Annotated in this window: 19 protein-coding genes; 8 read left to right on the plus strand and 11 right to left on the minus strand. The window is 46.2% G+C overall.

Features of this window, described 5'->3' with window-relative positions:
- Positions 1–94: 94 nt before the first annotated feature.
- Positions 95–3,406, minus strand: coding sequence for a carbamoyl-phosphate synthase large subunit (gene carB, locus QT996_RS11595; RefSeq protein ID WP_333046713.1), 3,312 nt, complete (start codon positions 3,404–3,406; stop codon positions 95–97).
- Positions 3,407–3,923: 517 nt separating this feature from the next.
- Positions 3,924–4,163 carry a hypothetical protein gene (locus tag QT996_RS11600; protein ID WP_333046690.1) on the minus strand — a complete coding sequence of 80 codons (240 nt, stop codon included), beginning with the start codon at positions 4,161–4,163 and terminating at the stop codon, positions 3,924–3,926.
- Positions 4,164–4,748: 585 nt separating this feature from the next.
- Between QT996_RS11600 and QT996_RS11605 the strand changes: the two genes are divergently transcribed.
- The 4 genes from QT996_RS11605 (at position 4,749) to QT996_RS11620 (ending at position 8,187) form a co-directional block, all read left to right on the plus strand.
- Positions 4,749–5,003 (plus strand): hypothetical protein, encoded by a 255-nt coding sequence (locus QT996_RS11605; RefSeq protein ID WP_333046692.1) that lies wholly within the window; start codon positions 4,749–4,751, stop codon positions 5,001–5,003.
- Positions 5,004–5,037: 34 nt separating this feature from the next.
- Positions 5,038–6,219, plus strand: coding sequence for a murein transglycosylase A (gene mltA, locus QT996_RS11610; protein WP_445304561.1), 1,182 nt, complete (start codon positions 5,038–5,040; stop codon positions 6,217–6,219).
- Between the two features lie 151 nt (positions 6,220–6,370).
- Positions 6,371–7,075, plus strand: coding sequence for a tetratricopeptide repeat protein (locus QT996_RS11615; protein WP_333046695.1), 705 nt, complete (start codon positions 6,371–6,373; stop codon positions 7,073–7,075).
- Positions 7,076–7,299: 224 nt separating this feature from the next.
- Positions 7,300–8,187, plus strand: coding sequence for an ROK family protein (locus QT996_RS11620; RefSeq protein ID WP_333046696.1), 888 nt, complete (start codon positions 7,300–7,302; stop codon positions 8,185–8,187).
- A gap of 151 nt (positions 8,188–8,338) precedes the next feature.
- Here the strand turns inward: QT996_RS11620 and QT996_RS11625 are convergent, their stop codons facing one another.
- The 4 genes from QT996_RS11625 to QT996_RS11640 all read right to left on the minus strand — a co-directional run bounded on the left by QT996_RS11625 (position 8,339) and on the right by QT996_RS11640 (position 12,095).
- Positions 8,339–8,761 (minus strand): hypothetical protein, encoded by a 423-nt coding sequence (locus tag QT996_RS11625; protein WP_333046697.1) that lies wholly within the window; start codon positions 8,759–8,761, stop codon positions 8,339–8,341.
- Between the two features lie 462 nt (positions 8,762–9,223).
- On the minus strand, positions 9,224–10,882 hold the full coding sequence (locus QT996_RS11630; RefSeq protein ID WP_333046699.1) for a CTP synthase: 1,659 nt from the start codon (positions 10,880–10,882) through the stop codon (positions 9,224–9,226).
- A 62-nt stretch (positions 10,883–10,944) separates the two neighbouring features.
- Positions 10,945–11,139 carry a hypothetical protein gene (locus tag QT996_RS11635; protein ID WP_333046700.1) on the minus strand — a complete coding sequence of 65 codons (195 nt, stop codon included), beginning with the start codon at positions 11,137–11,139 and terminating at the stop codon, positions 10,945–10,947.
- Between the two features lie 17 nt (positions 11,140–11,156).
- Positions 11,157–12,095 (minus strand): Rpn family recombination-promoting nuclease/putative transposase, encoded by a 939-nt coding sequence (locus tag QT996_RS11640; RefSeq protein ID WP_333046702.1) that lies wholly within the window; start codon positions 12,093–12,095, stop codon positions 11,157–11,159.
- A 248-nt stretch (positions 12,096–12,343) separates the two neighbouring features.
- On the opposite strand from QT996_RS11640, the gene QT996_RS11645 reads away from it, so the two are divergent.
- From QT996_RS11645 to cutA, 3 genes are all read left to right on the plus strand, one after another.
- A complete protein-coding gene (locus QT996_RS11645; protein WP_333046703.1) occupies positions 12,344–14,854 on the plus strand; it encodes a VIT domain-containing protein in 2,511 nt (836 codons plus the stop codon).
- A gap of 253 nt (positions 14,855–15,107) precedes the next feature.
- Positions 15,108–16,004 carry a pentapeptide repeat-containing protein gene (locus QT996_RS11650; RefSeq protein ID WP_333046704.1) on the plus strand — a complete coding sequence of 299 codons (897 nt, stop codon included), beginning with the start codon at positions 15,108–15,110 and terminating at the stop codon, positions 16,002–16,004.
- A gap of 79 nt (positions 16,005–16,083) precedes the next feature.
- Complete coding sequence (cutA, locus tag QT996_RS11655) at positions 16,084–16,404, plus strand: divalent-cation tolerance protein CutA (protein WP_333046705.1); 321 nt, start codon at positions 16,084–16,086, stop codon at positions 16,402–16,404.
- 67 nt (positions 16,405–16,471) lie between these two features.
- Here the strand turns inward: cutA and QT996_RS11660 are convergent, their stop codons facing one another.
- Both QT996_RS11660 and QT996_RS11665 read right to left on the minus strand, forming a co-directional pair.
- Positions 16,472–17,011: a DUF2231 domain-containing protein gene (locus QT996_RS11660; RefSeq protein WP_333046706.1), complete on the minus strand. Its 540-nt coding sequence runs from the start codon at positions 17,009–17,011 to the stop codon at positions 16,472–16,474.
- 51 nt (positions 17,012–17,062) lie between these two features.
- Entirely contained in the window at positions 17,063–17,341 is a 279-nt protein-coding gene (locus tag QT996_RS11665) for a hypothetical protein (protein WP_333046707.1), read from the minus strand.
- A gap of 211 nt (positions 17,342–17,552) precedes the next feature.
- Between QT996_RS11665 and QT996_RS11670 the strand changes: the two genes are divergently transcribed.
- A complete protein-coding gene (locus QT996_RS11670; RefSeq protein WP_333046708.1) occupies positions 17,553–18,794 on the plus strand; it encodes an FAD-binding oxidoreductase in 1,242 nt (413 codons plus the stop codon).
- 7 nt (positions 18,795–18,801) lie between these two features.
- Here QT996_RS11670 and QT996_RS11675 read toward each other — a convergent pair whose 3' ends face one another.
- From QT996_RS11675 to QT996_RS11685, 3 genes are all read right to left on the minus strand, one after another.
- Positions 18,802–19,920: an ATP-binding protein gene (locus tag QT996_RS11675; RefSeq protein WP_333046709.1), complete on the minus strand. Its 1,119-nt coding sequence runs from the start codon at positions 19,918–19,920 to the stop codon at positions 18,802–18,804.
- Positions 19,921–19,924: 4 nt separating this feature from the next.
- Complete coding sequence (locus QT996_RS11680; RefSeq protein ID WP_333046710.1) at positions 19,925–23,626, minus strand: PAS domain S-box protein; 3,702 nt, start codon at positions 23,624–23,626, stop codon at positions 19,925–19,927.
- 76 nt (positions 23,627–23,702) lie between these two features.
- The gene (locus QT996_RS11685) at positions 23,703–26,489 is read right to left on the minus strand and encodes an adenylate/guanylate cyclase domain-containing protein (protein ID WP_333046711.1); all 2,787 of its coding nucleotides are present in this window, start codon (positions 26,487–26,489) and stop codon (positions 23,703–23,705) included.
- Positions 26,490–26,577: the final 88 nt, after the last annotated feature.

A 26,577-nucleotide genomic window follows, 5' to 3' on the forward strand; every position in this document is an offset into this window, starting at 1 on the left:
TTTGGTGGCGCGCACCCTATGTTTAGGGTAAGGTGGCGCGCACCCTATGTTTAGGGTAAGGTGGCGCGCACCCTACCTTTGAGTGTTTCGCAGTCTAGGTTTGCGGGTAATAGTCTTGAATTGCTTTTACTTCCATCGGGTGGGATTTGAGCGATCGAATTCCTGCTGCTGTCGCTTTGGCACCGGCTATTGTGGTAATAATCGGGATTTTGTAAGTCAAAGCTGTGCGGCGGATAAAGATTCCGTCGGCCCGGGATTCTTCTCCGGAAGGTGTGGTGATAATTAGTTGAATTTTCTCATTCTTGATCGAATCCAACAAATTCGGCCGCCCTTCGTGTAGTTTCAATTCCAAATCTACCTCTAAACCTTGCTCTTGCAAAACTTTGCGCGTACCGTGAGTTGCGACTACTTTGAAACCCAATTCTAAGAATTCCTTGACAACGGGTACAACTGCTAGTTTGTCCCGCTCGCGCATCGAAACCAGCACGGTTCCCAACAATGGCATCATTTGTCCGGCACCTAATTGAGCTTTGGCAAAGGCTTTACCAAAATCGGTGTCAATTCCCATGACTTCGCCGGTCGATCGCATTTCTGGCCCTAACAAGGTATCAGTTCCCGGAAACTTAGCAAAGGGCAATACTGCTTCTTTTACCGAAACATGAGTGGGTATAATCTCTTCAGTAAAACCCAAAGCTTCTAGAGTTTTGCCAGACATGACTCGCGATGCCATTTTTGCTAAGGGAACTCCGATCGCCTTTGACACAAAAGGCACTGTTCGAGAAGCTCGCGGATTAGCTTCCAAGATGAAAACTTGTTCCCCTTGAACAGCAAATTGAATATTCATCAACCCAATTACTTTCAGGGATTTTGCTAATTCTACAGTCCAGCGACGGATTGTTGCCAAAGCTGCGTCCGAAAGCGTTTGGTAAGGGATAGAACAAGCAGAGTCGCCGGAGTGGATTCCCGCTTCCTCGATGTGCTCCATAATACCGCCGATCGTCACATTGCCAGTAACATCGGCGATCGCATCGACATCAACTTCGATCGCATTCTCCAAGAACTTATCAATTAAAATCGGATGATCGGGTTCTACCAGCACGGCATAGGTCATGTAACGTTCCAATTCCGTATCGGAATAAACTATTTCCATGGCTCGCCCGCCTAATACGTAACTCGGTCGCACCACTACCGGATAACCGATACGTTGAGCTACTATTAAAGCATCCTCAAAACTGCGCGCTAGACCATTAGCAGCTTGCTGAATATCCAACTCCCGCAGAATCTTTTCAAATCGCTCCCTATCTTCAGCAGTATCAATAGAATCCGGGGAAGTTCCCCAGATTTTTGTTTGTACATCGGGGTGATTTTCGAGAGCTTTTTGTAAAGGAAGCGCCAACTTCAGCGGCGTTTGACCGCCAAACTGAATAATTATTCCCTCCGGATTTTCGGCTTCGATGATGTTGAGAACATCTTCTTTTGTTAGCGGTTCAAAATACAGGCGATCGCTCGTATCATAATCCGTCGAAACCGTCTCCGGGTTCGAGTTGACCATAATTGTCTCAAAGCCGTCTTCTCCTAGGGAATAGGAAGCGTGACAGCAGCAGTAATCAAACTCAATTCCCTGTCCGATGCGGTTCGGCCCGCCACCTAAAATCATCACTTTTCGTTTGGTAGAAGGCAAAACTTCCGACTCCGGCGCGAGACTGTGGCCTACAGGCGAAACTTTCTTTTCTTCATCGCCCAATTCCCAAATTGCCGCTCCCGCTTCGTAGGTGGAATAATAATACGGTGTAAACGCTTCAAATTCAGCGGCACAAGTATCGACTGTTTTGTAAATCGGAATTACGCCTAACTGTTTGCGGTAAGCGCGGACTTGATCTTCGGATGTTTTGGTGGCGTAAGCAATTTGGCGATCGCTAAAACCCAACTGCTTTACTTCAAACATTGTCTCTTTTGTCAACTCTTCCAACCGCGTTCGTTTCAAGAACTTCTCAGTTTCCAGCAATTCCTGCATTTTATCCAAAAACCAAGGATCAATTCCTGTGAACTCGAAGATATCTTCCACCGACATTCCCATCATCATCGCGTGGCGAACTGTAAAAATGCGATCGGGATTTGGCGTCCGCAATCCGGCGCGAATTTGTTCCAAACTCGGTAACTTTTCCGGTTTGTCGCACCCGAAACCTGCGCGACCTGTTTCCAATCCCCGCAGGGCTTTTTGGAAGGATTCATTGAAGCTGCGCCCGATCGCCATTACCTCCCCAACTGACTTCATTTGCGTTGTCAAAGTCGGTTCGGAACCAGGGAACTTTTCAAAGGCAAATCGGGGAATCTTCGTCACCACGTAGTCAATTGTCGGCTCAAAAGACGCCGGAGTTTTCTTGGTGATATCGTTGGAAATTTCGTCTAGGCTGTAACCTACCGCTAATTTTGCCGCCATTTTTGCAATAGGGAAACCAGTTGCTTTCGAGGCCAACGCGGAGGAACGCGAAACCCGAGGATTCATTTCAATAACGATGAAATCTCCGTTGACAGGATTGACGGCAAATTGAATATTGGAACCGCCGGTTTCAACTCCGATTTCGCGAATAATTTTCACCGAAGCATCCCGCAGGCGCTGATATTCTTTGTCTGTAAGAGTTTGCGCCGGGGCGACGGTGATAGAATCGCCGGTGTGGACGCCCATCGGGTCGAGATTCTCGATCGAACAAATAATCACCACATTATCTGCCAAATCCCGCATTACTTCGAGTTCGTACTCTTTCCAACCAATCAAAGATTGTTCGATCAAAATTTGCGATACTGGACTGGCATCAATCCCGCCTTGTGCCATTTCTTCAAACTCTTCTTGATTGTAAGAAATGCCGCCTCCCGTGCCGCCCATTGTAAAAGCAGGACGAATAATTAACGGATAACTGCCGATTTGGTGACCAATTGCTTTGGCTTCGTCGAGAGTGTTGGCAATTCCCGAAGGGCAAACTGCGACCCCAATTCGCGCCATCGCTTCTTTAAATAATAGCCGATCTTCTGCCATTTCAATTGCTGGCAACTTAGCACCAATCAACTCGACGTTGTACTTGTCTAAAACGCCATTTTTAGCAACTGCAACTGCTAAATTTAGCGCAGTTTGACCGCCCATTGTCGGTAAAATTGCTTGAGGTCTTTCTTTAGCGATGATTTGTTCGAGGATGGCCGGCGTTAGAGGTTCGATGTAAATGCGATCGGCAGTTTCCGGATCGGTCATAATCGTTGCCGGGTTGGAATTCACCAACACTACTTCAAAACCTTCTTCTCGCAAAGCTTTGCAAGCTTGTGTTCCTGAATAGTCAAATTCGCACGCTTGACCGATAACAATTGGGCCGGAACCAATGAGAAGAATCTTTTTTAAGTCTTGACGACGGGGCATAGGTTCGTAATTAGTAATTGGACAAGGTGGAGGATTAATTTGATATTTGGCAGCATCAGTCTTAGAAACAGGCTTTCTAAGCTGTTCCACCAAAAGCTTACTCAAAATAGTGCAAGTTTTGTTGTTAATTTGAAATTGTGCACCATTATCAGCATTTTGGAAGCAGAACCTCGCAACTCCGGCTGACAGACACCCCCAGCTAACCCGAAATATTGATGAGAAAAGGGTGCTGTCGATCGGTAAATCCAGACTATTTTAAGTGTTGCGGTCAAATCGTGTTCTAAAATACACAATCCCTGTATTCCGCCGGATTAATCATTTTAGGGACTTAGGCACTCGCGGTGTCCTGACTGTGGGGAACGGGTAGAATTAACCGGGTTGGATGATGAAATTTTCCGTAGCTTGCGGGGCGGGACGCCATCTCCCTCGGAGGATGTGACAATCCGAGATCCAGCCATGTAGCCGCGGCGATGGAGGACACGGCAATGCCGTGTCCCTAGCGTATTTCAGCCTATTTTTAAGCTTTGCGCGATCGGCGAATGAGTACGCTTATCACTTGTCCCGGCTTTGCACCTCGCTGCGGCGGGCTCCAATCCCCGACGGCGGCAAATCCCAGTCGGTACAAGGTGTGAATGGTTTCTAACACGGCTGCGCGGGAACCGACAACCGTGATCCGCACGACTTCCTGTTCCGATACTGCTGAGGTGTCATTTGGACGCGCGGATAAGTTATCGTCAGGCACGAATTCCTGTGACATAATATGGTCTCCTGGTTTTTGGTTTTCTAGGAAAACCCAAAAACCCAGCCGCCCCGCACGGTAACACAGAGCAGGGCGGCTACAGAGAGTGTTAGAATTCTCCATTAGCCTCCAGACTGCTGTAATCAGTTTGGCGGTTAGCTGTCCATTGCTGTTGGTAGCAGCTTTGGGCGGAGCGCAGCGGAGGGAGTGCAACTAGATTTTTGAGCGACGTGGGCTGCCTCCTCTGCAAGCAAAGCAACCTTAATTTCACAGCGTAGCCGCATAGGGGGGCCGCCGTCAATCGATTTAAGATTTTGGATTTTAGATTTTAGATTGAGATTTTTCTCCAACAACTCTCGCACTCTCCCCTTCTCCCACTCTCCCTCTCTCCCTCAATCCAACCTACTAGATGAGGGAATGCGCCGAGGAAGGGGTAAAATATGGAATCGTTCCAAAAGCTTAAAATCAAAAATCTAAAATACAGATATGCCTAGAACACAAGTGCGAATATTCCTTGCACCTGCTGCTTGAGGGCAACCACATCAATTTTAGATTTTAGATTTTAGATTTTAGATTGTCCTCCAACAACTCTCTCCATCTCCTATGCCTAGAACTCCCAGTGAATATTCCGTGCACCTGTTGCTTGAGGGCGGCCACCGCGAAGAAATCCGTTTTTCAACGCTGCAAGATTTTCAACAGTGGTATAAAACTCTGGTTCCCAAACAAGATTCATCAGAATTTGTTAATGTCCCGATCAAAAATATTCAAGGCGAATACATGGTAGTTCGGCCTACCAGCGTTCTCGCAATTCGCGTAGAACCGGTATTTACTTCTAGCGTCGAGCGATTTGATGAATAAGGAAAATCATCTATTGAGTAGGGAAAATTGGAAATTGAACAAGATTTTTCGCTATCAGCTATTAGCGATCGCCTGTTGCGTTTTGGCGATCGCTTTTTCGGTGCCCGCCGTTGCAGTTGCGCCACTGCAACCAATTAGTTTAAATCAATTGCAAGCTGGCGAGTCGGATCATCTCGCCTTTGACACTCAAATCTGGGGCGAAAATGGCAATCCGGGCGATCGGGAATTGCTGTTAAGGTCGATCGACAACAGCCTCCGCTATCTCGATACATCGGCCGCCGCCACTGCTTACAGCCGCTATCCAGTCGCAGGAGTTACGCGCGATCGAGTCCGCCGTTCCCTCGATCGATTCCGCCAATTAGTTGTCAGTTCCACAACTCCCGCACAACTTCAGGAATCTGTCAAGCGCGAGTTTGTATTTTACAAATCCACGGGCAAAGACGGCAAAGGAACAGTAGCATTTACCGGTTATTTCGAGCCGACTTATGCAGCCTCTCGCACGCCTAATTCCGAATACCGTTATCCCCTATACCGGATGCCGCCAAACATGGCATCTTGGCCGAAACCTCACCCGACAAGATTGCAATTAGAAGGCGAAGATGCTTTGCAGGCAAGTAAAGGATTGCTGCGGGGATTAGAATTAGTTTGGTTGCGCGATCGCTTCCAAGCATTTCTCGTGCACGTCCAAGGTTCTGCGAGATTGCAGCTAACAGATGGTAGCGTCATGACAGTCGGTTTTGCAGGCAAAACCAGTCACAGTTATACAGGAGTCGGGCGAGAATTAGTTAAAGACGGAAAGTTTACTTTAGAAGAGTTGACTTTGCCGAAACTAAAGGAATATTTCACCAACTTTCCCGCAGAGATGAACAAGTATTTGCCGAAAAATGAAAGCTTTGTATTCTTCCGGGATACTAACGGAGTTCCAGCCACAGGAAGCATTGGAGTGCCCGTAACTGCGGAAAGGTCGATCGCCACGGACAAAGCTTTAATGCCCCCCGGTGCACTAGCATTAATTAGTACAAAACTCCCTTATCCGACTGCGGCGGGACAACTTGAACAAAATGCGGTAAATCGCTACGTTTTGGATCAAGATACGGGCGGTGCAATTAAAGGCGCGGGGAGAGTTGACGTATTTATGGGAACGGGGAATTTAGCGGGCGATAGGGCTGGTTATATCAACTCAACAGGAGAACTGTATTATCCGCTTTTAAAGTAGATTAATTCTACTTGATGTGATTGTTTGCTGTGCGTCGCCATCCTGGACACGGCAGTGCCGTGTCCCTACAGATATCGCTGGCAATCAATATGTAATCTATTTTTGATAAGTGTTATAAAATAGAAAATACCCCACCCTCCCAATCTCACAAATGCTAGACAAAATTCTGCAATTCTTCAAACGACTAATTCAGCGAATATTCGGAACCCGAACCCCACCCTCCCCGCCGGAAAATACCGCCATCCGCCCCGCCCTAACTGACGCGGAATACGAGTCGAAATTCATGGAAATCCTGGAGGGGGTGAATGTCGGCTGGAGTCGAGGGGATGTAGCTGGATTTTTAATCGCAAAACGCCTTAAAGATGGTGAATTGGCGGCTTGGTTGCGACGGTTTGGCCAAAGATTGTTAGAGGGCGAACACGATGAGACTGCTGCTACGGATGCGGTGGCATCGCTTCAGGAGTTGGCGCAGCGGCTGGTATTGTTAGGTAGAATTGGCAGCGGGGAATTGTCAGAGGTTGCGAGGCAAATTGGGCGGGAGATATTGACACGGTTTCCGCTGCCGGAGGTGGAAGAGGAGGATACAAAGGGGAGGGTTATTGAGGCGGTGTTTGTTGGGGATGGTTTGGGTTTTTCTGGGGAAGTGAACCGCACAGGCGCTGAGGGTGCGGAGGCAGAATCGGAAGTTAATGTAGATGCTGAGGCGTGGTGCGATCGAGGTAATGAGCAGTATAATTTAGGAAGATTTGAAGAGGCGATCGCATCTTATAACCAGGCAATTGCTCTCAAACCAGACTATCACGATGCTTTGCACAACCGAGAGGTAGCGCAACGTAAGTTAGGCCAAATTAAATAGGCGAACTCGCTTGTATCCAGAATTTGGGCTAGGTATTGCGATCGGTATGATACTATTAATAATTAATGAGCGTTTTCGTGGCTAATTATCATACATTTAAAAGAGAAGTTTGAGGACTGAAGTCCTCAGTAAAAACTTAATTTGTAAGGTGTGCTAGGTGCACATACAAGAGGTTTATACTATTAAAATTAGTCCCCAATTATTCCCTCCAAAACCCACATCGAATGACACAAGTAATCGGCATTGACTTAGGCGGAACCGCAATTAAACTCGGCAGATTCGGCGAAGACGGCATTTGCCATCAATTTTTAACTGTTCCAACTCCTCAACCGGCAACGCCAGAGGCAGTTTTAGTCGCGATGACCGATGCTATTTTACAACTGAATCCGGTCGAAAATGCTGTAAGTGCGATCGGCATCGGCACTCCAGGCCCCGCAGACGCCGCCGGCCGCATAGCCAGAGTCGCAATTAACCTCAAAAACTGGCATAACGTCCCCCTAGCTGACTGGGTGGAAGCTAAAACCGGACTGCCGACCATGTTAGCAAATGATGCCAACTGTGCCGGATTGGGAGAAGCTTGGTTGGGCGCAGGAAGGCAGTTTAAAGACCTAATTTTAATAACTTTAGGTACAGGAGTCGGCGGTGCAGTTATCCTAGACGACAAACTATTTGTAGGTCATCAAGGCGCGGCCGGAGAACTAGGATTGATTACTATAAATCCCGACGGCCCGGAATGCCACAGCGGCAATCGCGGTTCTTTAGAACAGTACGTTTCGGTGCAAGCAATTCGCCGGGAAACTGGTTTGGAACCTCTAGAATTAGCAAATTTAGCTAAGTCGGGAGATGCCAAAGCTTTAGAATTTTGGCAAAATTACGGGCGCTATCTGGGTATCGGTTTGGCAAGTCTCATTTATATTTTGACGCCTGAAGCTATTATTATCGGCGGTGGAATTAGTGCAGGTGCGGAATTTTTCTTGCCGCAGGTTCGAGAAGAAATTGAGCGGCGGGTTCTGCCGACTTCTCGCGAAGATTTGCAGTTATTGGTTGCTGAATTGGGCAATCAAGCAGGCATGGTAGGGGCCGCCAAATTAGCTTTGCAGCTTGTTCGATAGTTAAAATTTACAGAGGCAGCGCATTTTCCTGCCCTTTTCTCATATCTAAAATTAGGATGCAACCTAAGCACTTTAGCTGAAAAAAAATAAAATGAATGTGAGGAGTTACTAAACATAGTCTCCCTTCATTCTTCAATGACTAATAATTTTTTTATGGCAGAGATTGTCCAGTCGTATTTTTAATGTATTCCTGAATTTCTTGATAAGTTTCCGGGTTGCTTTGGCGGAGGATAATAATGTTAGTTGCGCTGTCAGGCAGGCAAAAGCTTAGCCGACCGTTCTGTTCGCAAGCAAAAGAGCTAATTCGACTCATATCGATCGCAAATTCTTTGCGGTCATAATTAATTTTAATCCACGATCCTCTAGAATTGCGATCAATGGTTTTTTTGAGGTAATCGAGAACTTGCTTGTAAGCCTCATAATTGCCTTGGGGATTGAGGATAATCGGCTGACTGCTATTAGGCAGCCAAAAGGTGAGACGCTTGTTATCCAGTTCGCTAGAAAAAGCACTAATAGTGTCAAGGTCAATTATGTATGTACTTTTCTCATAAGTAATTTTGCTCCAATAAGCCACAAAGCCTCCTCAAACCTGTGTTTCCTGGTATTTTAGGATAGTTTGACAACTCATACCATTTTTGATTTTTGATTTTAGATTTTAGATTGGGCATGACTGATGACTATCGGGGTTGGGAAGTTGCCTAAAGTTGCATTTTTTTTTGAAACTGGTATCACCATTGAAATCCAAGCTAAAAAGTTAACTAAAAATAATCAGCATTTTTACCTTCTGCCTTTTGCCTTCTCCCTTCGGGTACTAGCCCCCCAACCCCTATGCTAGGGCTGGGGGGTGAGGTTTTTCACTCGTTGAGGATGCTGCCCGATATCATGTTTGGTAAGTGCGACCCGAATCAAATCCGATTGTTGGGTTGGGCGGGTGAGAGTACGAGCGATTGTCTGCCTGATTTGAATATTGTGTACTCTCACCCGCCCCTACAGACATCTAATATATCAGAACTAATCGATCGCACATGATATGAGATCAGTTTGCTGCAACTTTCTCGGCAACCAAGTCGCGACCCTCATCTTCTAAAACATCCTGCTTTCCCTGGAGGCTAGCCGCCTCGATAAACCCTTGAAACAAGGGGTGGGGGGTGCTAGGTCGAGATTGGAATTCGGGGTGAAATTGACTGGCTATGAAAAAGGGATGGTTGGGCAATTCGATCATTTCTACCAATCGGCCGTCTGGAGATGTGCCGGAGACTGCATAACCTGATTCTAAGAAAAGATTGCGGTAAGCGTTGTTAAATTCGTACCGATGGCGGTGCCGCTCGTAAATCACTTCTTTCTGATAAAGTTTGAAAGCGAGGGTATCTGGGTTGACGCGGCACGGATACAAACCCAGTCGCATTGTACCGCCCAAATCGACTACATCTTGCTGTTCTGGCAATAAATTAATTACCGGATTTGATGTATCCGGGTCAAATTCAGCGCTGTTGGCATCCTTTAGTTGGGCGGTGTGGCGCGCCCATTCAATCACAGCACACTGCATCCCCAAACATAATCCCAAAAATGGAATTTTGTGGTTTTTGGCATATTGAATTGCCGCTATTTTGCCGTCAACTCCCCGAACCCCAAAACCTCCCGGCACAACAATGCCGTTGATATCTTTGAGATAATTATCGAGGTTTCCAGATTCTAAATCTTCTGAATTAATCCAGTTCAAATTCAGGTCGCAGCCGATCGAGATTGCTGCGTGCCGCAAAGCTTCGACCACCGAAAGATAAGCATCGTTCAACCGCACGTATTTGCCAACTAAAGCAATATCAATTTTGTGATTGGGACTGTAAAGCCTGTTGACTAAAGTTTGCCACTGATGCAAATCTGGCTGGCGATGTTCGAGTTGCAGCAAATTGAGCGTTTGTTGCGCTAAACCTTCCTGTTCCATCATCAGCGGCACTTCGTAGATACTTTTAGCATCTTGAGCGGTGATGACACATTCTTCGGGTACGTTGCAGAATTCCGACAATTTCTGTTTCATGCCCAAAGACAGCGGGCGATCGCACCGACAGACTAAAATATCTGGTTGAATGCCGATCGACCGCAATTCCTTCACCGAATGCTGAGTCGGTTTAGTTTTCATCTCCCCAGCCGAAGGAATCCAAGGTATCAGCGTGACGTGCATATACACAACATTTTGCCGGCCGACATCCTTGCGAAACTGGCGAATTGCCTCCAAAAACGGCAAAGATTCAATATCTCCCACCGTTCCGCCGATTTCCGTAATCACGACATCAGGATTAGTATTTTTTGCTACCCGATGAATTCGCTCTTTAATTTCGTTAGTGATGTGCGGAATCACCTGCACCGTGCTCCCCTGATACTCACCGCGGCGTTCTTTGTTGATCACCGCTTGATAAATGGAACCCGTGGTGACGCTGTTGAGGCGAGACATGGAAGTATCGGTAAAACGCTCGTAGTGCCCCAAATCCAGGTCTGTTTCCGCACCGTCTTCCGTCACGAAGACTTCTCCGTGCTGAAACGGGCTGAGAGTGCCGGGGTCAACGTTAATATAGGGGTCTAGCTTCAAAATCGAGACTGAATAGTCTCGCGACTTCAATAGGCGGCCCAAGGAAGCACCGACAATTCCCTTGCCGATGCTGGAAACCACGCCGCCAGTCACAAACACAAATTTGCTCATAGGATTTTCGACTTTAGATCTTTCTCATTTAAGAAGGTAACACTCAACTCTAAGAGCTAAAATCAAAAATTGTCCAGCAGTGTTTGACCATTTCTCAAATACGGCTGGGGATACGACGAGTAGTCCACGACCTCGATCGGGCGGTTTGCAGGGGTTTTGAGCTCGTAGGCCAATTTCAAAACGGTTAATTGTTCGTCAGTTCGCTTTGGGCGGATACCAGTCAAGGGCGATCGAGCCGCCGAGAAAACAACCTTCATCAAGGCTTATTTTCGGTTTATGAAAAATATGTCTGCAACCTAGCTGTCAAATCTGACACACTGGTCAACTCTAACACGGCTTCCCCTAAATTCTCTAATTGCTCAGCGGATAACTGACTGATGCGAGTTTGAATCTCCGGCGACAACGGGCCGACACGGCGCTCCAACAGCCGCACAACTAACTCCAACTTTCCTTGTTTGATGCCTTGTTCGATGCCTTGTTGGATGCCTTGTTCTCTCCCAATTCTGGTAGCTTTGGTAATTGCACCGCGCTGGTCTTGAATAAAAATTTCTCGCCTTTCTAAATCTTCCAATTCATCAGGAGCGAGATTCGCTTCATTCGCAATTGCAAAAGCCTGTCGGAGTTCCGGCACATTTCCCAACTCTTCGGGAACTGACCGTAACATTTGAGCAGTTTTCATAAAATATATCCACTTATCTGTCAGCGTTTCTAACTCCTGTAATGTCTTATCAAATTTTGGCAACTCAACAAAGACAAGTTCAAATTCATCAGCTAGATAGTCTGTTAAAAAACTTTTTTCTTTGAAAACAAAGCGCGAAATCACTGTTTCCAGATGCTCAAACATTTGAAAATCTGTAATCGTCAGAGCAATCACAGGGTTTAACAAGCTGTAACGGCTTCCTGTGGTTAGCTGCATTGAATAAGCTTTAGTGGCATTGTATAAAATCCGCTTCTCGAATGACTCTACATTCAATACTTGCATTTCAATAATTACCGTCTTGTTGCCATCAATCTTCGCTTTTACATCCAAGTAAGTATCTTTTACTCCTTTGATTTTGGGCGCCAAATAGGGGTCGATAATTTCTAAATCTTCGATAACTGGCTGTGCTTCGTAGAGAATGGCATTCAAGAAACTAATCAAAATTTCCTTACTCTCAGCAGAGCCGAAGATTTTTTTAAATGCAAAATCGGTTTTGGGGTTAATAAAATTCATGGTTATTACAATTTATTAGAATTTGAGGGGTTTCGGTTAGAGCTATTTAACTGTCGTCTAACTTAATTATACAATCTTGCCGGTTAGGCTCGATCGCCCGTTGGCGAAGCCCTTGAAGAGGATCGATCAAACCTGCTCGTTTTTGCAGCCCGTTTCTTCATTTTTCCCAGAAAGCTAACTCAGGAACGTTTTGCAAAGGGTAAAGTCATGGTAAACAAAGCACCTCAAGTCTGCTAAAAACAACAGCTATGAAGTTTGTCTGCGTTCTATCCCCTCAACGGTTGCTTTCTGCTGGTATCGCATTGCTCGCGGCGATCGAGTGTGGCGTGTGGCTCGCTCCCAATGGGGCGCGGGCCAATGCTCTTGGGGAAAATTATTCGTCTGTGTCGCCGAAAATCCTTGCTAGTAACGATGTTAATTGCAATGGCGGACGATCGCCCGAAACTCGCTGTCCTGTCGGGGGTTTGTTCGTCAAGGGTCAAAATACGGCCAGAGAACAAGTCTTTCCTCTCAAGCAGACTGAAGTTAAAGCTAAAATAGCTGGCAATATCTCCCGCGTCGAAGTTGTTCAGAAGTTTGAAAATCCTTTTCCCGAATCTTTAGAAGCTGTTTATGTATTTCCTTTGCCCGACGAAGCGGCGGTGGATGATATGGAAATTAAAATAGGCTCACGAACTATTAAAGCTGATATCAAACTCCGCGAGGAAGCTTTGGAAATTTACCAAAAAGCCAGACAGCAAGGCCGGAGTGCGGGTTTGTTGGAACAAGAACGCGACAATATTTTTACTCAGTCTCTCGCTAATATCAAACCGGGAGAAAAAATTGAAGTTACTATTCGCTACACGGAAAGTCTCAAGTTCGCCGGCGGCGATTACGAATTTGTGTTCCCAATGGTGGTTGGGCCGCGCTATATTTCGGGAAATCTGACCCCCCCCAACCCCCCCTTGCTAAGCGGGGGCGATAGTTCTGGTGCCGATCGCATTAACCCGCCTGTTTTGCCTCCAGGAACGCGATCTGGTCACAATATCACTGTTTCCGTAGAAATAGATGCCGGAGTTGCGATCGGTGATGTCCGCTCTACTTCCCATCAAATTACAACTCACCGCAGCGGCAATATTGTACAAGTCCAATTAGCGAATTTAGACACAATTCCCAATAAAGATTTAATTCTGCGCTATCGAGTGGCAGGCGAAAATACTCGGGCAACTATTTTGACTCAATCCGACAAGCGGGGCGGTCATTTTGCTACTTATTTGATTCCGGCTTTAAACTACAAAACTAATGAAATTGTACCTAAAGATGTCGTGTTTCTGATGGATACTTCCGGTTCTCAACAGGGCGAACCGCTGGCAAAATCTAAGGAGTTGATGCGCCGCTTCATTCAAGGACTGAATTCCAACGATACTTTTACTATTATTGATTTTGCAAATACTGCAACAGCGCTTTCAACAACTCCTTTAGCAAATACTCCCGAAAATCGACAAAAAGCAATTAATTATATTGAAAAGTTGCAGGCTAACGGTGGCAGTGAATTGCTTAACGGCATTCAAACAGTTATGAATTTTCCGGGGGCGGCAACGGGAAGGCTGCGGAGTATTGTACTAATTACTGACGGTTACATTGGTAATGAAAATGAAGTGCTGGCTCTAGTTCAGCAGAGTCTGAAACCGGGAAATCGACTTTATAGTTTTGGTGTCGGCAGTTCGGTGAATCGGTTTTTGCTCAACCGTTTGGCGGAAGTGGGAAGAGGCACGTCTCAAGTAATTCGTCAAGATGAACCGTCGGCAGAAGCGGCAGAAAAGTTTTTTCGTGAAATTAATAGTCCCGTATTGACTAATATTCAAATTAGTTGGGAAGGAATGGGGGAAAAACCGGAGATTTATCCGATCGCACCTCCAGACTTGTTTGCGAGTGGGCCGCTGGTTTTGTTTGGCAAAAAGACCGATCGAACTAACGGCCAACTTCGCATTCGCGGCACTCTTGCAGGTGGCAAAGCTTACGAGCAAGTTTTACCTGTTAATTTTGCTCAATCCGGCGGGCGGCAGCGGGAGTCAACTTCAGTCGCAGCAACCCCTACGGATTTTGGTAATCCGGCGGTAGCTCAACTTTGGGGTCGATCGCGCATTAAAGATTTAATGAATCAAATGTTTGGTGGGGAGACTAAATCTCTGGTGGAAGCTGTGACTAATACTGCTCTGACTTATCGCTTGCTGTCGGAATACACGGCTTTTGTGGCTGTGAGCGAAGAAGTGCGAGTCGAACCCGATGGATCTCGGCGTAGGGTGCAAGTGCCTGTAGAATTGCCGCAGGGTGTCAGCTATGAGGGTATTTTCGAGTCTGGAGGAGCAGAGCAAACTAGGGGCGGCACTCGCAGCGTTACCTCGACTCGCAACTCGGCACCAGTGAGTCCAGCTCCTCTTATGCCCCGGCAGCGAAGTTACGGTGAGTTGCCAGCCCAGAAGCCTTTGGCTTCTCGCCTTCAAGTAGTTAGCGCCGAAGGGTTGGATGCCGGGGCGATCGCCGCTTTGACTCAATACTTGCAATCTGTTAATCTCCCGGCGGGGGTTAGCGGTGAAACGGTGTGGGAGTTATCGGTACAAGACGGCCGCGTGGCGAAAGTGGCGATCGACCCTCAAACCTCGACGCTGCAAGCAACAGAAACCCTAGAGACTCTCAAGAATGCCTTGAGTTCCTGGCAACCTCCCACAGCGTTCAAGGGCACGCTACGCCTGAAATTGCGAATTACCGTCGATCGTTAAGCAATGACTATCTATGTCACAAAACATTAACTTTTAATTCAAAAATACCGAAAGGGCGATCGCTACCGCGTGGAAGATATAAAATCTTTATTAAGAGATTGCCTTTAAACAGAAAGTGATGTTAAAGAAATTTATACCGTTTGAGGCAAACGCTAAAACAGTTTCCTTTCTAAAACAGTTTCCTTTCTGAAACAACCTTAACAGTAAAGATTTCTGGATCGAAACCCCCCAATCATAGAAGGTATCATGCCCTATGGAAGTTAGTGAACTGCTCAACAATTACGAAAAAGGAGAAAGAGACTTTACTGGAGCCGACCTCCGTGGGAAAAACCTCAGCGGAGCAATCTTAATCGGAGTCAACCTTTCGCGAGCTAATCTTTCCGGGGCGAACCTCAGCAGGGCGTTTCTCACCAAAGCAACACTCAAAGATGCACAGATGCAAAGAACAAATCTGGCTTTTGCCAAAATGGGCGAAACCCAACTTTCGGGTGCAGATTTGACAAAAGCTAATTTGAGTGGAGCTTTTTTGGTAAAAGCAAAATTGCCCAGAGTAAAGTTAAGTGGCGCAACTTTAACGGGCGCAAACCTGCGCGGTGCTGTGTTGTGGAATGCCAATTTGTGCAGCGCCGACTTGCAATTAGTTAACTTGCTGGGCGCGAATCTGACGGCAGCTAATTTTAAATGGGCAAACCTTTACGGTGCAAGGCTCAATAGTGCAAAACTTTTTGGAGCTCAATTAACCGGAGTCAGTCTACGGCGAGCGCAGTTGACAGGGGTGAATCTCTGCGGTGTAGATTTGAGCGGCGTCAACGTGAGCGAAGCTAAACTGATGGGAGCTAATTTGGAAGGCTCGAATTTGGCAGGAGCAAATTTCAGCGCGGCTCAATTGCGGGGGGTGAAGTTGGCGGGAGCAAACTTAACCGGGGCTAAGTTGAAGGGAAGTTGTTTGAAAGGGGCAAATCTGAATTGGGCGAAGCTGTGTCAAGCAGATTTGATGGCAGCAGATTTGAGCGAGGCGACGTTAATAGGAGCTAATTTAGATAATGCTTTGTTGGCGGGAGCTATTTTGCCGGAATCTACGAGGCGCTATTTTTCCTTAGCTGGGGCGGGTAGAGTCAATTCTTGGGAAGTTACGGAAATTAATTGTTGACTGTTGACTGTTGACTGTTCGCTGTTCACTGTTCACTGATGACTGTTCGCTGATGACTGTTCACTGTTCACTGAGGACTATGACAATTAATTTTGGGGTGGTGCTGGTAACTGCTGCATCGGAGGCGGAGGCGGAAAATATTGCTAAATCTCTAGTGGAACACAAGCTGGCGGCTTGTGTGAGTTTGTCGCCAATTCGCTCTATTTATACTTGGCAAGGCGAGACTCATTCCGAGTCAGAATGGCAGTTGCTGATTAAAACTGATTTGGCTAAATTTGAGGCTTTAAAAACAAAAGTTCAGGAACTCCATTCCTATGAAGTTCCCGAAATTATTGCTATTCCTATTACCGCTGGCAGCGATGCTTATCTCAATTGGCTGGGACAATCTTTAAGTGTGTAGTCAAGACTTTAGTCCTAAATTATCCACTGAAGAGGGACTGAAGTCCCTACTAAAAACGGTCACAAACCTACGAATTATGACTGGTAGGGCCGATGACGCCGATTTTATGGCGAAAACTTAGTTCGCCGCCGAACCAGCCTGTAATGCCCAGCAAAGTTGCTACGACGATCGATATTGCTAAACCTGTATATACGATCGGCTCAGCCGGATTTCCTTGTCGCAACACCAGGTTAATCAGGGTAAGTACCATAACCGCCACATTGCCACCCATGTGCAACCAACCGGCACTGCGATCGCGCACTCTTTTAACTTTGAAAAAATCTAAAAAGCCCGTGATTGCGGCCAAAATCCCTGCAGCAAAACCGACACCCATCAGCCAAACCGAAGCTCTCGCCCAAAACGGATCGCTTGTGAGCCAATAACCGATGTCCGTACCCGCGGCTCCTACTAAAAAGGCTACCGGAAAGATGACGATGATGGGGTGGATGGGATGGCCTGCAACTGAAAGCGTACTCGTAATGCCGGCGTCGCGATACTCTCTGTCGTCACTTTCTAGAATCGGCGGAATATTCGGATAGGGGGTACTATTTCTTTGATTTGTTTCCATGATTTCTACAGATAACTTTTGTACAACAAACCCGTTTTTATTGAAGTGAACTTAATCCCAAATCCGCTCGCCATTTTCGTCAACGCGGGCTTGCCGAATTACGTCGGAAATTTCCTCGGCGTCTTTGACGTGGTGCAGGGCTTTCTTTTCCCCATCGGGTTCTTCTACCATCACATAAGTTGGAACTGTAACAACATCGCCCGTGATGTCTGGCACGTGGTCTACCGCCAGTTGCTGGGCTTTTTCTTCGATGGTTTGCGGTTCGTCGGAAATGCGATCGCCCGGATTGACAGTGCGCTCCATATCTCTGCCCGGTTTGTCGATACTCATAAAAACCTCTTTGGTATTTCTAATTTTTTGCCGACTCTAATTCCTACTATTGAACGAAAAATATCCCTGCACAAACATCTCCCGAGGGGTGGAAGTTTCAGTTAGGGCGATCGCAGGCAGCCTCTTCCTGTAGGTAGAGGTTTTTCGATTGGTTCGGAAAAAACCTAAGCTAAAATCTAAGCATGATATTTTCTTTCCCTTTGAGTTGCTCATGAAAAGTTACGATTGGATTGTTGTCGGCGGTGGCATTACGGGTGCGTCACTGAGTTACGAACTGGCAAAAAAAGGTTTTGCTGTGCTACTTTTGGAACGAGATGCTACGATGCAAAATGCTACTCGTTTTAGTTATGGTGGCTTGGCTTATTGGTCAGGGACGACTGATTTAACTCGCCAATTGTGTCGGGAAGGTATCGAACGTCACCGCAATCTATCGGCCCAATTAGATGCTGATACTGAGTTTCGCGAGTTGGATTTGTTGCTGACAATTGATGCGGGTACTGATGCCGAAAAAGCGGCGGCTAATTACGCGCATTTTGCGATTGTTCCGCAGCTTTTAAGCGTTGCCGAAGCTGGGGAGTTGGAACCTTTGCTGAATAAAAGTGCGATCGCCGGAGCTCTGACTGTGCGTCACGGTCACATTTCGCCGACTGCCACAAATAAAGCTTATTGTCAAGGGTTTCTACGGTTGGGAGGAACTATAGAATTTGCTGAAGTAATTGGGTTTATAGAAGAGGGAAATCGGATTTCGGGAGTCAAGACGGCGCAGGGAATTTATCGCTGTGAAAATGCTGTGGTTTGTGCTGGAGGTTGGAGTCGGAGTTTGCTGAAAGCGGCTGGTGTTTCTGTGGGAGTTTATTTTACTCGCACGGAGATTTTGGAAACTGCACCTGTGGATTTAAAACTGAGGACTTTGGTGATGCCTGCGGTATTAAAACGTTTTGAATTGGAAGCTGAATCGAGTAGAATTGAGATGGATTTTCTTTGGGATGAACCGGGGAAAGAGTTGCTGTCGCCGATTTTAGATTCGGGTGCAATTCAATTTAATGATGGCAGTTTGCGGATCGGGCAATTGTCTCGCACTTTGAGCGATTTGAATGCTAAAGTCGATCGCCAAACCAGCGAAACGGCAATTCGTGCAGGAATCAGCAAAGTTTTGCCTGCTTTGGCAGGTTTACCGGCAACTTGGCACGAGTGTAGTGTGGCATTTAGCGGTGATAATTTGCCTGTAGTGGGGCCGATTGCCGATCGCCCTGGATTGCACGTTTTTTCGGGTCTCAGCAATCCTTTGACTATTGTACCTGCTTTGGCTGAGCGATTTGCTAATTGGGCGGGGGGAGAAGAAGATAGGGCGATCGAGCTTTTATCTCCCGATCGATTTATCGAAGAAGGAAGAAGGAAGAAGGAAGAAGGAAGAAGGAAGAAGGAAGAAGGAAGAAGGAAGAAGGATAGATGACTACTAACTACTTACTACTAACTAAAAAAGGCAGCGCGACCATAAATGTAGTACCTTTACCGAGTTCACTTTCCACACTTATTGTACCGCCATGCAGGTCAACTATGTGTTTGACAATGCAAAGTCCCAACCCCGATCCTTTAATCTTGCCTACATTAGCACCCCGTTCAAACTGCTGAAATAATTTTCCCTTATATTCCGCTGTCATGCCAATTCCTTCATCTCTAACGCACAAAATTATTTGCTGGTTTTCGCAGCTTAATTCTAAACTGACATTGCCGCCGTTTGGAGAATATTTAATCGCGTTTGAAAGCAAATTAGTCAGGAGGTGGTGCAGTAGTTTTGCATCGAGATTGGCGTGCACCGGATTTGTTTGATTGCGGAAAGTTACGATGTGTTTGTCGGTAACAATTGGTTGCAGTTCTTCTAAAATAGAGTTGCAGAAATCCGTCGCATTAATCTGATTTAAATTCAAGGAAAGTTTGCCGGATTCGGCTTTGCTGAGCATTAAAATATCCTCCAGCAATTCACTCATATTGCTGACCGCCTTCTTAATGCGTTCGACATTTTTATTAGTAGTTCCTGATGATCTCTGTAATTCGCTATCTTCCAACATTTCTGCCGATAGCTGTATGGTAGTTAAAGGAGTGTTTAAATCGTGGTAAGCCATTGAAATAAATCGCGAGCGGTTTTCGCTTTTGGCTGCTGCTAATGCAATTAGTTGTTGCATTTTAACTGCTTCTTGATGTTTGCTCAGCGCTATCTTGATGGTGGCGTGCAGTTCTCTTTGTTTAAACGGTTTGAGGAGGTAGCCGTAAGAGCCAGTCTTTTCGGCTCGCTGCAAAGTTTCGTCGTCGGCATAGGCAGTTGTATAGATAATGGGGATATCTAATTCTTGATTAATTATTACTGCTGTTTCTATGCCGTCAATGTCGCCTTTGATGACTATATCCATTAAGATTAAATCGGGTTCCAATTCGCCTGCGCGCTGAATGGCATCGGCTCCTGAAGAAACGATGTCTGCGATTTGATATCCCAATTTTTCTAATTTTTGGGCTAAACTTTTAGCAATTAAGAGTTCGTCTTCGACAATCAAAATATTAATTGCTTTTTCGACCACATCCATGATTTTAAAATCTTTGAGAGTAGTTTAATTCGTGAAATTTTAGGTGAAAGGCTGTGCCGGTTTGTCTTGACAGTTCGATGCTTCCTTCTAACTGCTCGGTTAAAGTGCAGACAACTTGAAAGCCCATCGAGTGAGTTTTCCGAAAATCTAAGTTTTGAGGAAAGCCGATGCCGTTGTCCTTAACTAAGAGGTTGATTTCTCCATCGCCCGTTTGATAACATTCTACACTAACTGTACCAGTCGTGGCATCAGGAAAAGCGTGTTTTAGGGTATTTGAAACCAATTCATTTGCAATTAAACCGCAGGGACTAGCCGTTTCAATATTTAGGGAAATTGGCTCAGCTAATACCTGCAACTGAATGCGGTTTTCACTAATATTGTAAGAGTGAAACAAGTTACTTACCAAATCTTCGAGATATTCGCCTAAATTAATTTTCGCCAGGTTACTCGATCGGTACAATTTTTCGTGAATCAGAGCCATAGAGTAAAGGCGATTCTGACTTTCTTCAAACATTTTGGCTATTGGCGGGTCGGCAACTGTGTTAGATTGCAATTCTAGCAGACTGGCAACTACGCAGAGGTTGTTTTTGACGCGGTGGTGAATTTCTTTGAGCAAAATCTCTTTTTCTTTGAGGGAGTTTTTCAAATTTGCTTCCGCTTGTTTGCGATCGCTCAGTTCAGCTTGCAGTTGCTGGTAGAGTAGAGATTGCTGAATGGCGATCGCTAATTGATTCACCAACTGCTGAAATAAATTGATTTCCCATTCTCGCCACTGGCGCGGGCGATCGCATTGGTGGGCAATCAGCAATCCCCAAACTTGGCTGTGCTGAATAATCGGCACTACTAACTTTGCCCTAACTTGAATTTGTTTCATAAACTCCACCACACAAGGTGTAATGCAGGGGTCATCTAGTTCGGAGATCGCAGAAATTCGCCCTTGCAAATAAAGCTGATAACTTTGGGCCGGAAAAACCTCTTCGCCAAAATATCTATCCACGAGTTGGCTGCATCCTTCTGCCACGGCTTCAGCAATGACTCGCCCGCCCCTTTTCGGTAAAATTTGATAAACCAAAACTCGATCGGCTAACAATACTTGCTGGAGTTCGGCAACCGTAGTGTTGAGAATTTCTTCTAATTGCAAAGACTGGCGGACGCGACGGGCGATCGCCTCCACAAGCCGTTCTCGCTCGAACTGCTGTTGCAGCGCAATTTCGGCGTATTTAGAATTGGTGATATCGGCGGCGTAACCAATAATTTCTATCGGAATGCCCATGCTGTCAACCAATAGTTTCAGTTCCGTCCGCAGCCAGCGGTAAAGTCCGTCTCGGTGCAGAAAGCGGTACTCGCAAATGCAATTTTTTCCCTCAGACAAATCCGAATAGTTTGCTAGAAACTGTCGCCGATCTTTAGGGTGAATCCGGCTCGACCAAAATTTAGAATCTGCTAACAGTTCTTGGGGGTCGTAGCCCACGATTGCCTTAACGTTATCGCTAATGTAAGTAGTACAAAAATCTCCCGTGGGTGCGGCAGTAAAAATTACTGCCGGATTAGAAGCCAGTAAAAATTGCAGGCGTTCTTTTAACTGCTGAAATTCCATTTCTGCCCGCTTACGATAACTGATATCTTCGATCGCCCCCATGCTGTAGAGAGGAATTCCCTCGCGGTCGCGGATCACCGTCATCGTCAAGTTTGCCCAGATCAGCTCGCCATTCTTCTTAATCAATCGTTTTTCGATCCCGAAGCGAGAAATATTGCCCTCGACCAACTGCTTGACTTGCTCCACATCTGCTTGTAAATCTTCGGGATGCGTCAGTTGAGTAAAAGTCATCGTCGCCAACTCCGAATCGCTGTAGCCCAACATCTGGCGGTGAGCTGCATTCACTTTGATAGTGCGGTAGTCGCGCACGCTTGTCAAACCGATCGCGATCGGAGCATCGTCAAATAAGTTGCGAAACTTTTCCTCGCTCTTTTGCAGTGCAGCTTCTGCCTGTTTGCGAGCGGTAATGTCTCGGGCGACCCACATCACCCGATCGAGCTCCAACGGCGAAATACTGGCATCAAACCAAAATAACTTGCAGCCAATTTCCATGCTGTATTCAACTCTGTGGGTTTGCCCAGATGCCAATGTTTGGCGAATGTGGGTCAGGGCAAAATTAGCTTCCGCTTCTGGGAAGATTTCGGCGACGGTTTTGCCCAGCACTTCAGGAGCCGGTTTGTAAAGCAGTTCGGGAGCCGTGGGGGCGATTTTGAGGTAGCGGCCGCTTGCGTCGAAAACCATGACGATATCCGTCATGGCGTTAAACAGCGCTAGAAGTTCGGCTTCGGATTTTTGGAGTTTTTCTTCGGTCAATTTGCGATCGGTAATGTCGGTGTCAGTGCCAGTCAGGCGGGAAGCCTTGCCAGAAGCCGATCGGCTCGCGCTGCCGCGGGCAAGTATCCAGCAGGTGCTGCCGTCTTTACGCAGCATCCGGTGTTCTACTTCATAAATTTCTGTCAAACCTTCTAGATAAGCATTTACTGCTTCGGCGACTGCAACTCGATCGTCGGGATGAACGTGAGACACCCAATTTTCCATGCGGTTGGGAATCTCTGCGTCCTGATAGCCCAACAAAGCTTTCAAAGACGGAGCAATGTAGATTTCGTCGGTTTCCAAATTCCAGTCCCAAACCCCCACTTTGCCCGCCGATACTGCCAGTTCGTACCATTGTGTCCGCTGCTGGACTCTCCGTTCTAACTCTGCATTGAGCTGCTGCAAAGCGATTTCTGCTTGTTTGCGCTCCGTGACATCCCGGCCTGCTGCTTGATACTCGACGATTTGTCCGCTCTCGTCGAATATCGCCCGATCGATCCACTGCTGCCAGCGAATTTCCCCGCTTGGCAAAATTACTCGGTGCTCGCACGTAAAAACAGGCTTCTCGGGAGACACAGAAGTATATTGCTCTTGAAAAATTTCTCGGTCTGCTTCTGGGATCAGCGACATGAAGCTGTTGCCGAGCCAGTCTTCTAGTTGCACGCCGAAATAGTGGCAGTAAGCTTGATTGACAAAGGTGATTTTACCGTCGGGGAGGTAGCGGCAAATCAGTTCGGTTTGGTCTTCCACAATCGCCTGGTAGCGCACCTGGCTCTGCAGCAGGTGATTTTCGACATTTTGGCGATCGCTGACTCGTGTTTCTAGTTCACAATTACCGTTTAACAGTTCGGATTGTTCCTGAAGTTTTGCAGCTTCTTGGTGCCGTGTCTCCATCCAGTTATACATTGCTGGGCGAATCGTTTTTTCGCTGACTAACCCTACGAGCTGACCGCGTTCATCCACAATTGGCAAGCAATCAATCGAGTATTGACAAAATAGCTTAAATGCGGTAGAAATATCTTTAAATTCTGATTCTTTTAAGACAATTAAATTCTGCGTCATTGCATCGGCAACTTTCATGCCTTGCCATCCGTATTCGGCGGCGAAGTTTAGCACATCTTCCGGGCTTAGCAGTCCGACTAGCTGATTTTCATCGACAACTAAGACGCAACTAATCGAGGCTTTTACCCTTTCGTTTGAGTGGGCCTGTGAAGTAGTCACGGGACAAGGGTTTCTCGCCCGACGCATCAGAGCGAGCGCATCCCCGAGGGAAGTGGAGGGGTCAACCGTTACAGGGTGGCGATCGACAGCTTCGTCGGGCGATCGTAAATTTGTCGGCAAATTAGCAAGTTGCATCAGTCTTGGCCAAAAAGTATTGCTAATTAACTTTAACAACACTTTTAGTCATCAGCCAGATGAATGATGACCTACCTTATTTTGGGCGAATGAGAATATAAGTTTTCATTTGCCCTTTGCCTTTAACTTCAATAATTCCCCGCTCCTGAAACAAATATTTGTCTTCCACTAACTTATAAGTAGTTTCGCTGACTTGAATCCGCCAAGGCAAACCCTGAGATTCCATGCGGGAAGCAATATTTACCGTATCGCCCCACAAATCGTAAATAAACTTCTTTATGCCAATAACTCCGGCAACAACCGGGCCGCTGTGAATGCCAATGCGTAGGCTAAAATATTTATTATGGCTAGCATTAAATCTGGCTATTTCAGCTTGCATATCTAGGGCCATTTGGGCGATCGCCTCTGCGTGGTCTGCCCTGGGTTCAGGCAGTCCTCCTACTGCCATGTATGCGTCGCCGATGGTCTTGATTTTCTCTAACCCGTGCCGTTCGCACAAAAGGTCGAATTCTGAGAAAACCAGATTCAGGAGCTCCACAAGATCGATCGGATTCATGACGGCAGACAAAGCAGTAAACCCCACAATGTCAGCAAACAAAACAGTCACTTCTGGAAAGTATTCGGCAATAGTAGTTTCGTTTTGCTTGAGGCGTTCTGCTATTGCCTGGGGCAAGATATTTAACAGCAAGTTTTCTGATTTTTCTTGTTCTTCTCGCAGGGCATCTTCTACTTGCTTGCGTTCCGTAATGTCGTGGTAACTCCAGACTCTGCCGATAATTGTATCTCCGAGTCGCTGCGGTTGCGAATAGCGTTCAAAAAATCGGCCGTCTTGAAATTCCAACAAGTCGTAACTTTCGGCTTCTGGCTGCTCGTAAAGCGATTGTATTCTCTCTTGAAATGCTTGGGGGTCTTTGAGTTGGTTCAGGACAAAGGCGATCGCTATGGCGTCATCTCGCAGTGCCATCACTTCGTTAGGTATGCCCCACATTTCCACAAATTGTCGATTGAAAGTGACGATTTTTCCGCTCCTGTCAATCGCTAAAATACCGTCCGCAGTAGAATCAAAAGTTGCTAGCAGCAGAGACACAGATTTTGCTAGGGCGTCTTCGGCCCTTTTTCGAGCAGTAATGTCTCGCAAAATAGCGCGAATTGCTACTAGCGAACCTGCCGCAAATTTACAGCTTATGCTGCCTTCGAGCAAAATTTTTTCCTGATATTTAGTAATAAATGTTAGTTCAATAGAGTCTGGATATAATGTATTTTCATTGACTGTTTTTTGAGTAATAGCTTGATACAATATATCCAGAGACTCTTGGGAACTGTTCGGATGAATGATATCAAACACAGTCATTTGAGCAATTTCTGCTTCACTGTAGCCCAGAGTTTCTCGCCAAGCCCGATTTACATACAAAAAATGACCGTTCGCTCCAATACTTTGAATTAAGTCAGTAGCATTTTCAAATAAGTCTCGGAGTTGTTCTTCGCTTTCCCGCAAAGCTATTTCAGCTTGCTTGCGTTTGATAAATTGACCGAGTTGGCTGCCGATGGTTGCCATTATCTGCAGCAATTCTTCATCAAAACACTGCACTTCGCGGCTGAAGAAAAGTATCACCCCCAAAACAGACTTGGCAGAATTTTCCGGGTCGTAGTCGCCCAAAATTGGAAAACCAAAAGCTCCGTGCAGTCCTTCTTCGGCAGCGATTTCGCGGCGCAGACAACTGTCACTTTTTGTGACATCCGCAATCCACTGAGACGAACCGCTCGCCCAAACGAGACCGGGCAATCCTTCGCCAAACGCACAAGTCATTTGTTCGGTAAATTCGGCAAATTTGGGGAGAGAAACAGAGCGTTTTGTCCAACTGGCGACGCAGCGAAGCAAATTGGGGTCGGAAACCGCAGTTATTCTCTTAGTTTCTGACAGCAGTTTTTCCCCAAATTCTGGCATCCAAAGTTCGGCAGTATCCCATCCCAAGCTGTCACAAATTACGGGGAGAATTGCTGCTATAGCTTTTTTGATTGTTTCGGATGCCGACAGGATGCGAGTGGTGACGTACTGAGTTATTTGTCGCTTGCGGGCGCGCTGTCTATCTGTGACATCGCGGCCGATGTAAACGAAATCTTGAAGGGCGGCCCAAGATCCATAAACGCCTTTAATGTCAGTCGCAATTGCCGTACAGGAAAACGAAACTGTGAGCTTTTCTCCGCTTTTGCCTCTGCAAATTACTTCGGTGTGAGTTTGAGATTGTTGACTGTCCTCTTGACTGATTGCTTGCAAAGAGGAGCCAACAGCAGCAAGAGTGTCTATTTGCTGGCCTACTAATTCTGATTCGCTGTAACCAAACAAATCTTGAGCCGCTTGATTGAGTTTTTTAATTTTTCCCGAGGCTGTTGTTACCAACAAAACTTCGGCCATTGAAGTAATAATTTTTTCAACATAATTATTAGTAGTAGCTAAGGTACTCAATAAAATATCCATTTCATTGGTAGCTTGCACTAGAGTTTGTTCTAAAGCCATCCTGTCGGTTACGTCTTCAAAAAATATAATTAATCTCTGATAATTATCGTCATTGGTGAACTCGACGATATACATATCAAAATAAAGTCGCAAGTCATTTTCTAATAGCCGCGTGATCGCTTTTAATTCAAAATTTGGCAAACGTCTTTCAAAAATATCTATTAAAATTTCTTCAGTTCCCACCAATTCAGGAAAGGGAATGCGGACATCGTTGCCGGCGACTACTTCGTCGGGACATTCGCCAAACCGCTGCACTTTGATAGAGGTTTCTTGGATTAAAAAGTCTTTATCCAGTGCTAGGTACTCCAAGTGGGGGGGAAGTAACAGCTTTTTTAACAGGGTTTTCATGTTGAATTTTTATACCAATTTTCAAAAATCATGCAACAGTAGCTAGGGCTGACAAAATGTAATCCCATCCAGTTATAGATGCTATTGT

This window comes from Microcoleus sp. S13C4 (genome assembly GCF_036700865.1).
Lineage (GTDB): Bacteria > Cyanobacteriota > Cyanobacteriia > Cyanobacteriales > Microcoleaceae > Microcoleus.

Bases quoted from the DNA above. Each gene is read 5' to 3' on its own strand.
- QT996_RS11685 (WP_333046711.1), bottom strand. From the start codon at position 26,489: ATGAAAACCCTGTTAAAAAAGCTGTTACTTCCCCCCCACTTGGAGTAC.
- QT996_RS11635 (WP_333046700.1), bottom strand. From the start codon at position 11,139: ATGAAGGTTGTTTTCTCGGCGGCTCGATCGCCCTTGACTGGTATCCGC.
- QT996_RS11645 (WP_333046703.1), top strand. From the start codon at position 12,344: ATGAAGTTTGTCTGCGTTCTATCCCCTCAACGGTTGCTTTCTGCTGGT.
- cutA (WP_333046705.1), top strand. From the start codon at position 16,084: ATGACAATTAATTTTGGGGTGGTGCTGGTAACTGCTGCATCGGAGGCG.
- QT996_RS11650 (WP_333046704.1), top strand. From the start codon at position 15,108: ATGGAAGTTAGTGAACTGCTCAACAATTACGAAAAAGGAGAAAGAGAC.
- QT996_RS11615 (WP_333046695.1), top strand. From the start codon at position 6,371: ATGCTAGACAAAATTCTGCAATTCTTCAAACGACTAATTCAGCGAATA.
- QT996_RS11620 (WP_333046696.1), top strand. From the start codon at position 7,300: ATGACACAAGTAATCGGCATTGACTTAGGCGGAACCGCAATTAAACTC.
- carB (WP_333046713.1), bottom strand. From the start codon at position 3,406: ATGCCCCGTCGTCAAGACTTAAAAAAGATTCTTCTCATTGGTTCCGGC.
- QT996_RS11675 (WP_333046709.1), bottom strand. From the start codon at position 19,920: ATGGATGTGGTCGAAAAAGCAATTAATATTTTGATTGTCGAAGACGAA.
- QT996_RS11605 (WP_333046692.1), top strand. From the start codon at position 4,749: ATGCCTAGAACTCCCAGTGAATATTCCGTGCACCTGTTGCTTGAGGGC.
- QT996_RS11670 (WP_333046708.1), top strand. From the start codon at position 17,553: ATGAAAAGTTACGATTGGATTGTTGTCGGCGGTGGCATTACGGGTGCG.
- QT996_RS11600 (WP_333046690.1), bottom strand. From the start codon at position 4,163: ATGTCACAGGAATTCGTGCCTGACGATAACTTATCCGCGCGTCCAAAT.
- QT996_RS11640 (WP_333046702.1), bottom strand. From the start codon at position 12,095: ATGAATTTTATTAACCCCAAAACCGATTTTGCATTTAAAAAAATCTTC.
- QT996_RS11630 (WP_333046699.1), bottom strand. From the start codon at position 10,882: ATGAGCAAATTTGTGTTTGTGACTGGCGGCGTGGTTTCCAGCATCGGC.
- QT996_RS11660 (WP_333046706.1), bottom strand. From the start codon at position 17,011: ATGGAAACAAATCAAAGAAATAGTACCCCCTATCCGAATATTCCGCCG.
- QT996_RS11680 (WP_333046710.1), bottom strand. From the start codon at position 23,626: ATGCAACTTGCTAATTTGCCGACAAATTTACGATCGCCCGACGAAGCT.
- QT996_RS11665 (WP_333046707.1), bottom strand. From the start codon at position 17,341: ATGAGTATCGACAAACCGGGCAGAGATATGGAGCGCACTGTCAATCCG.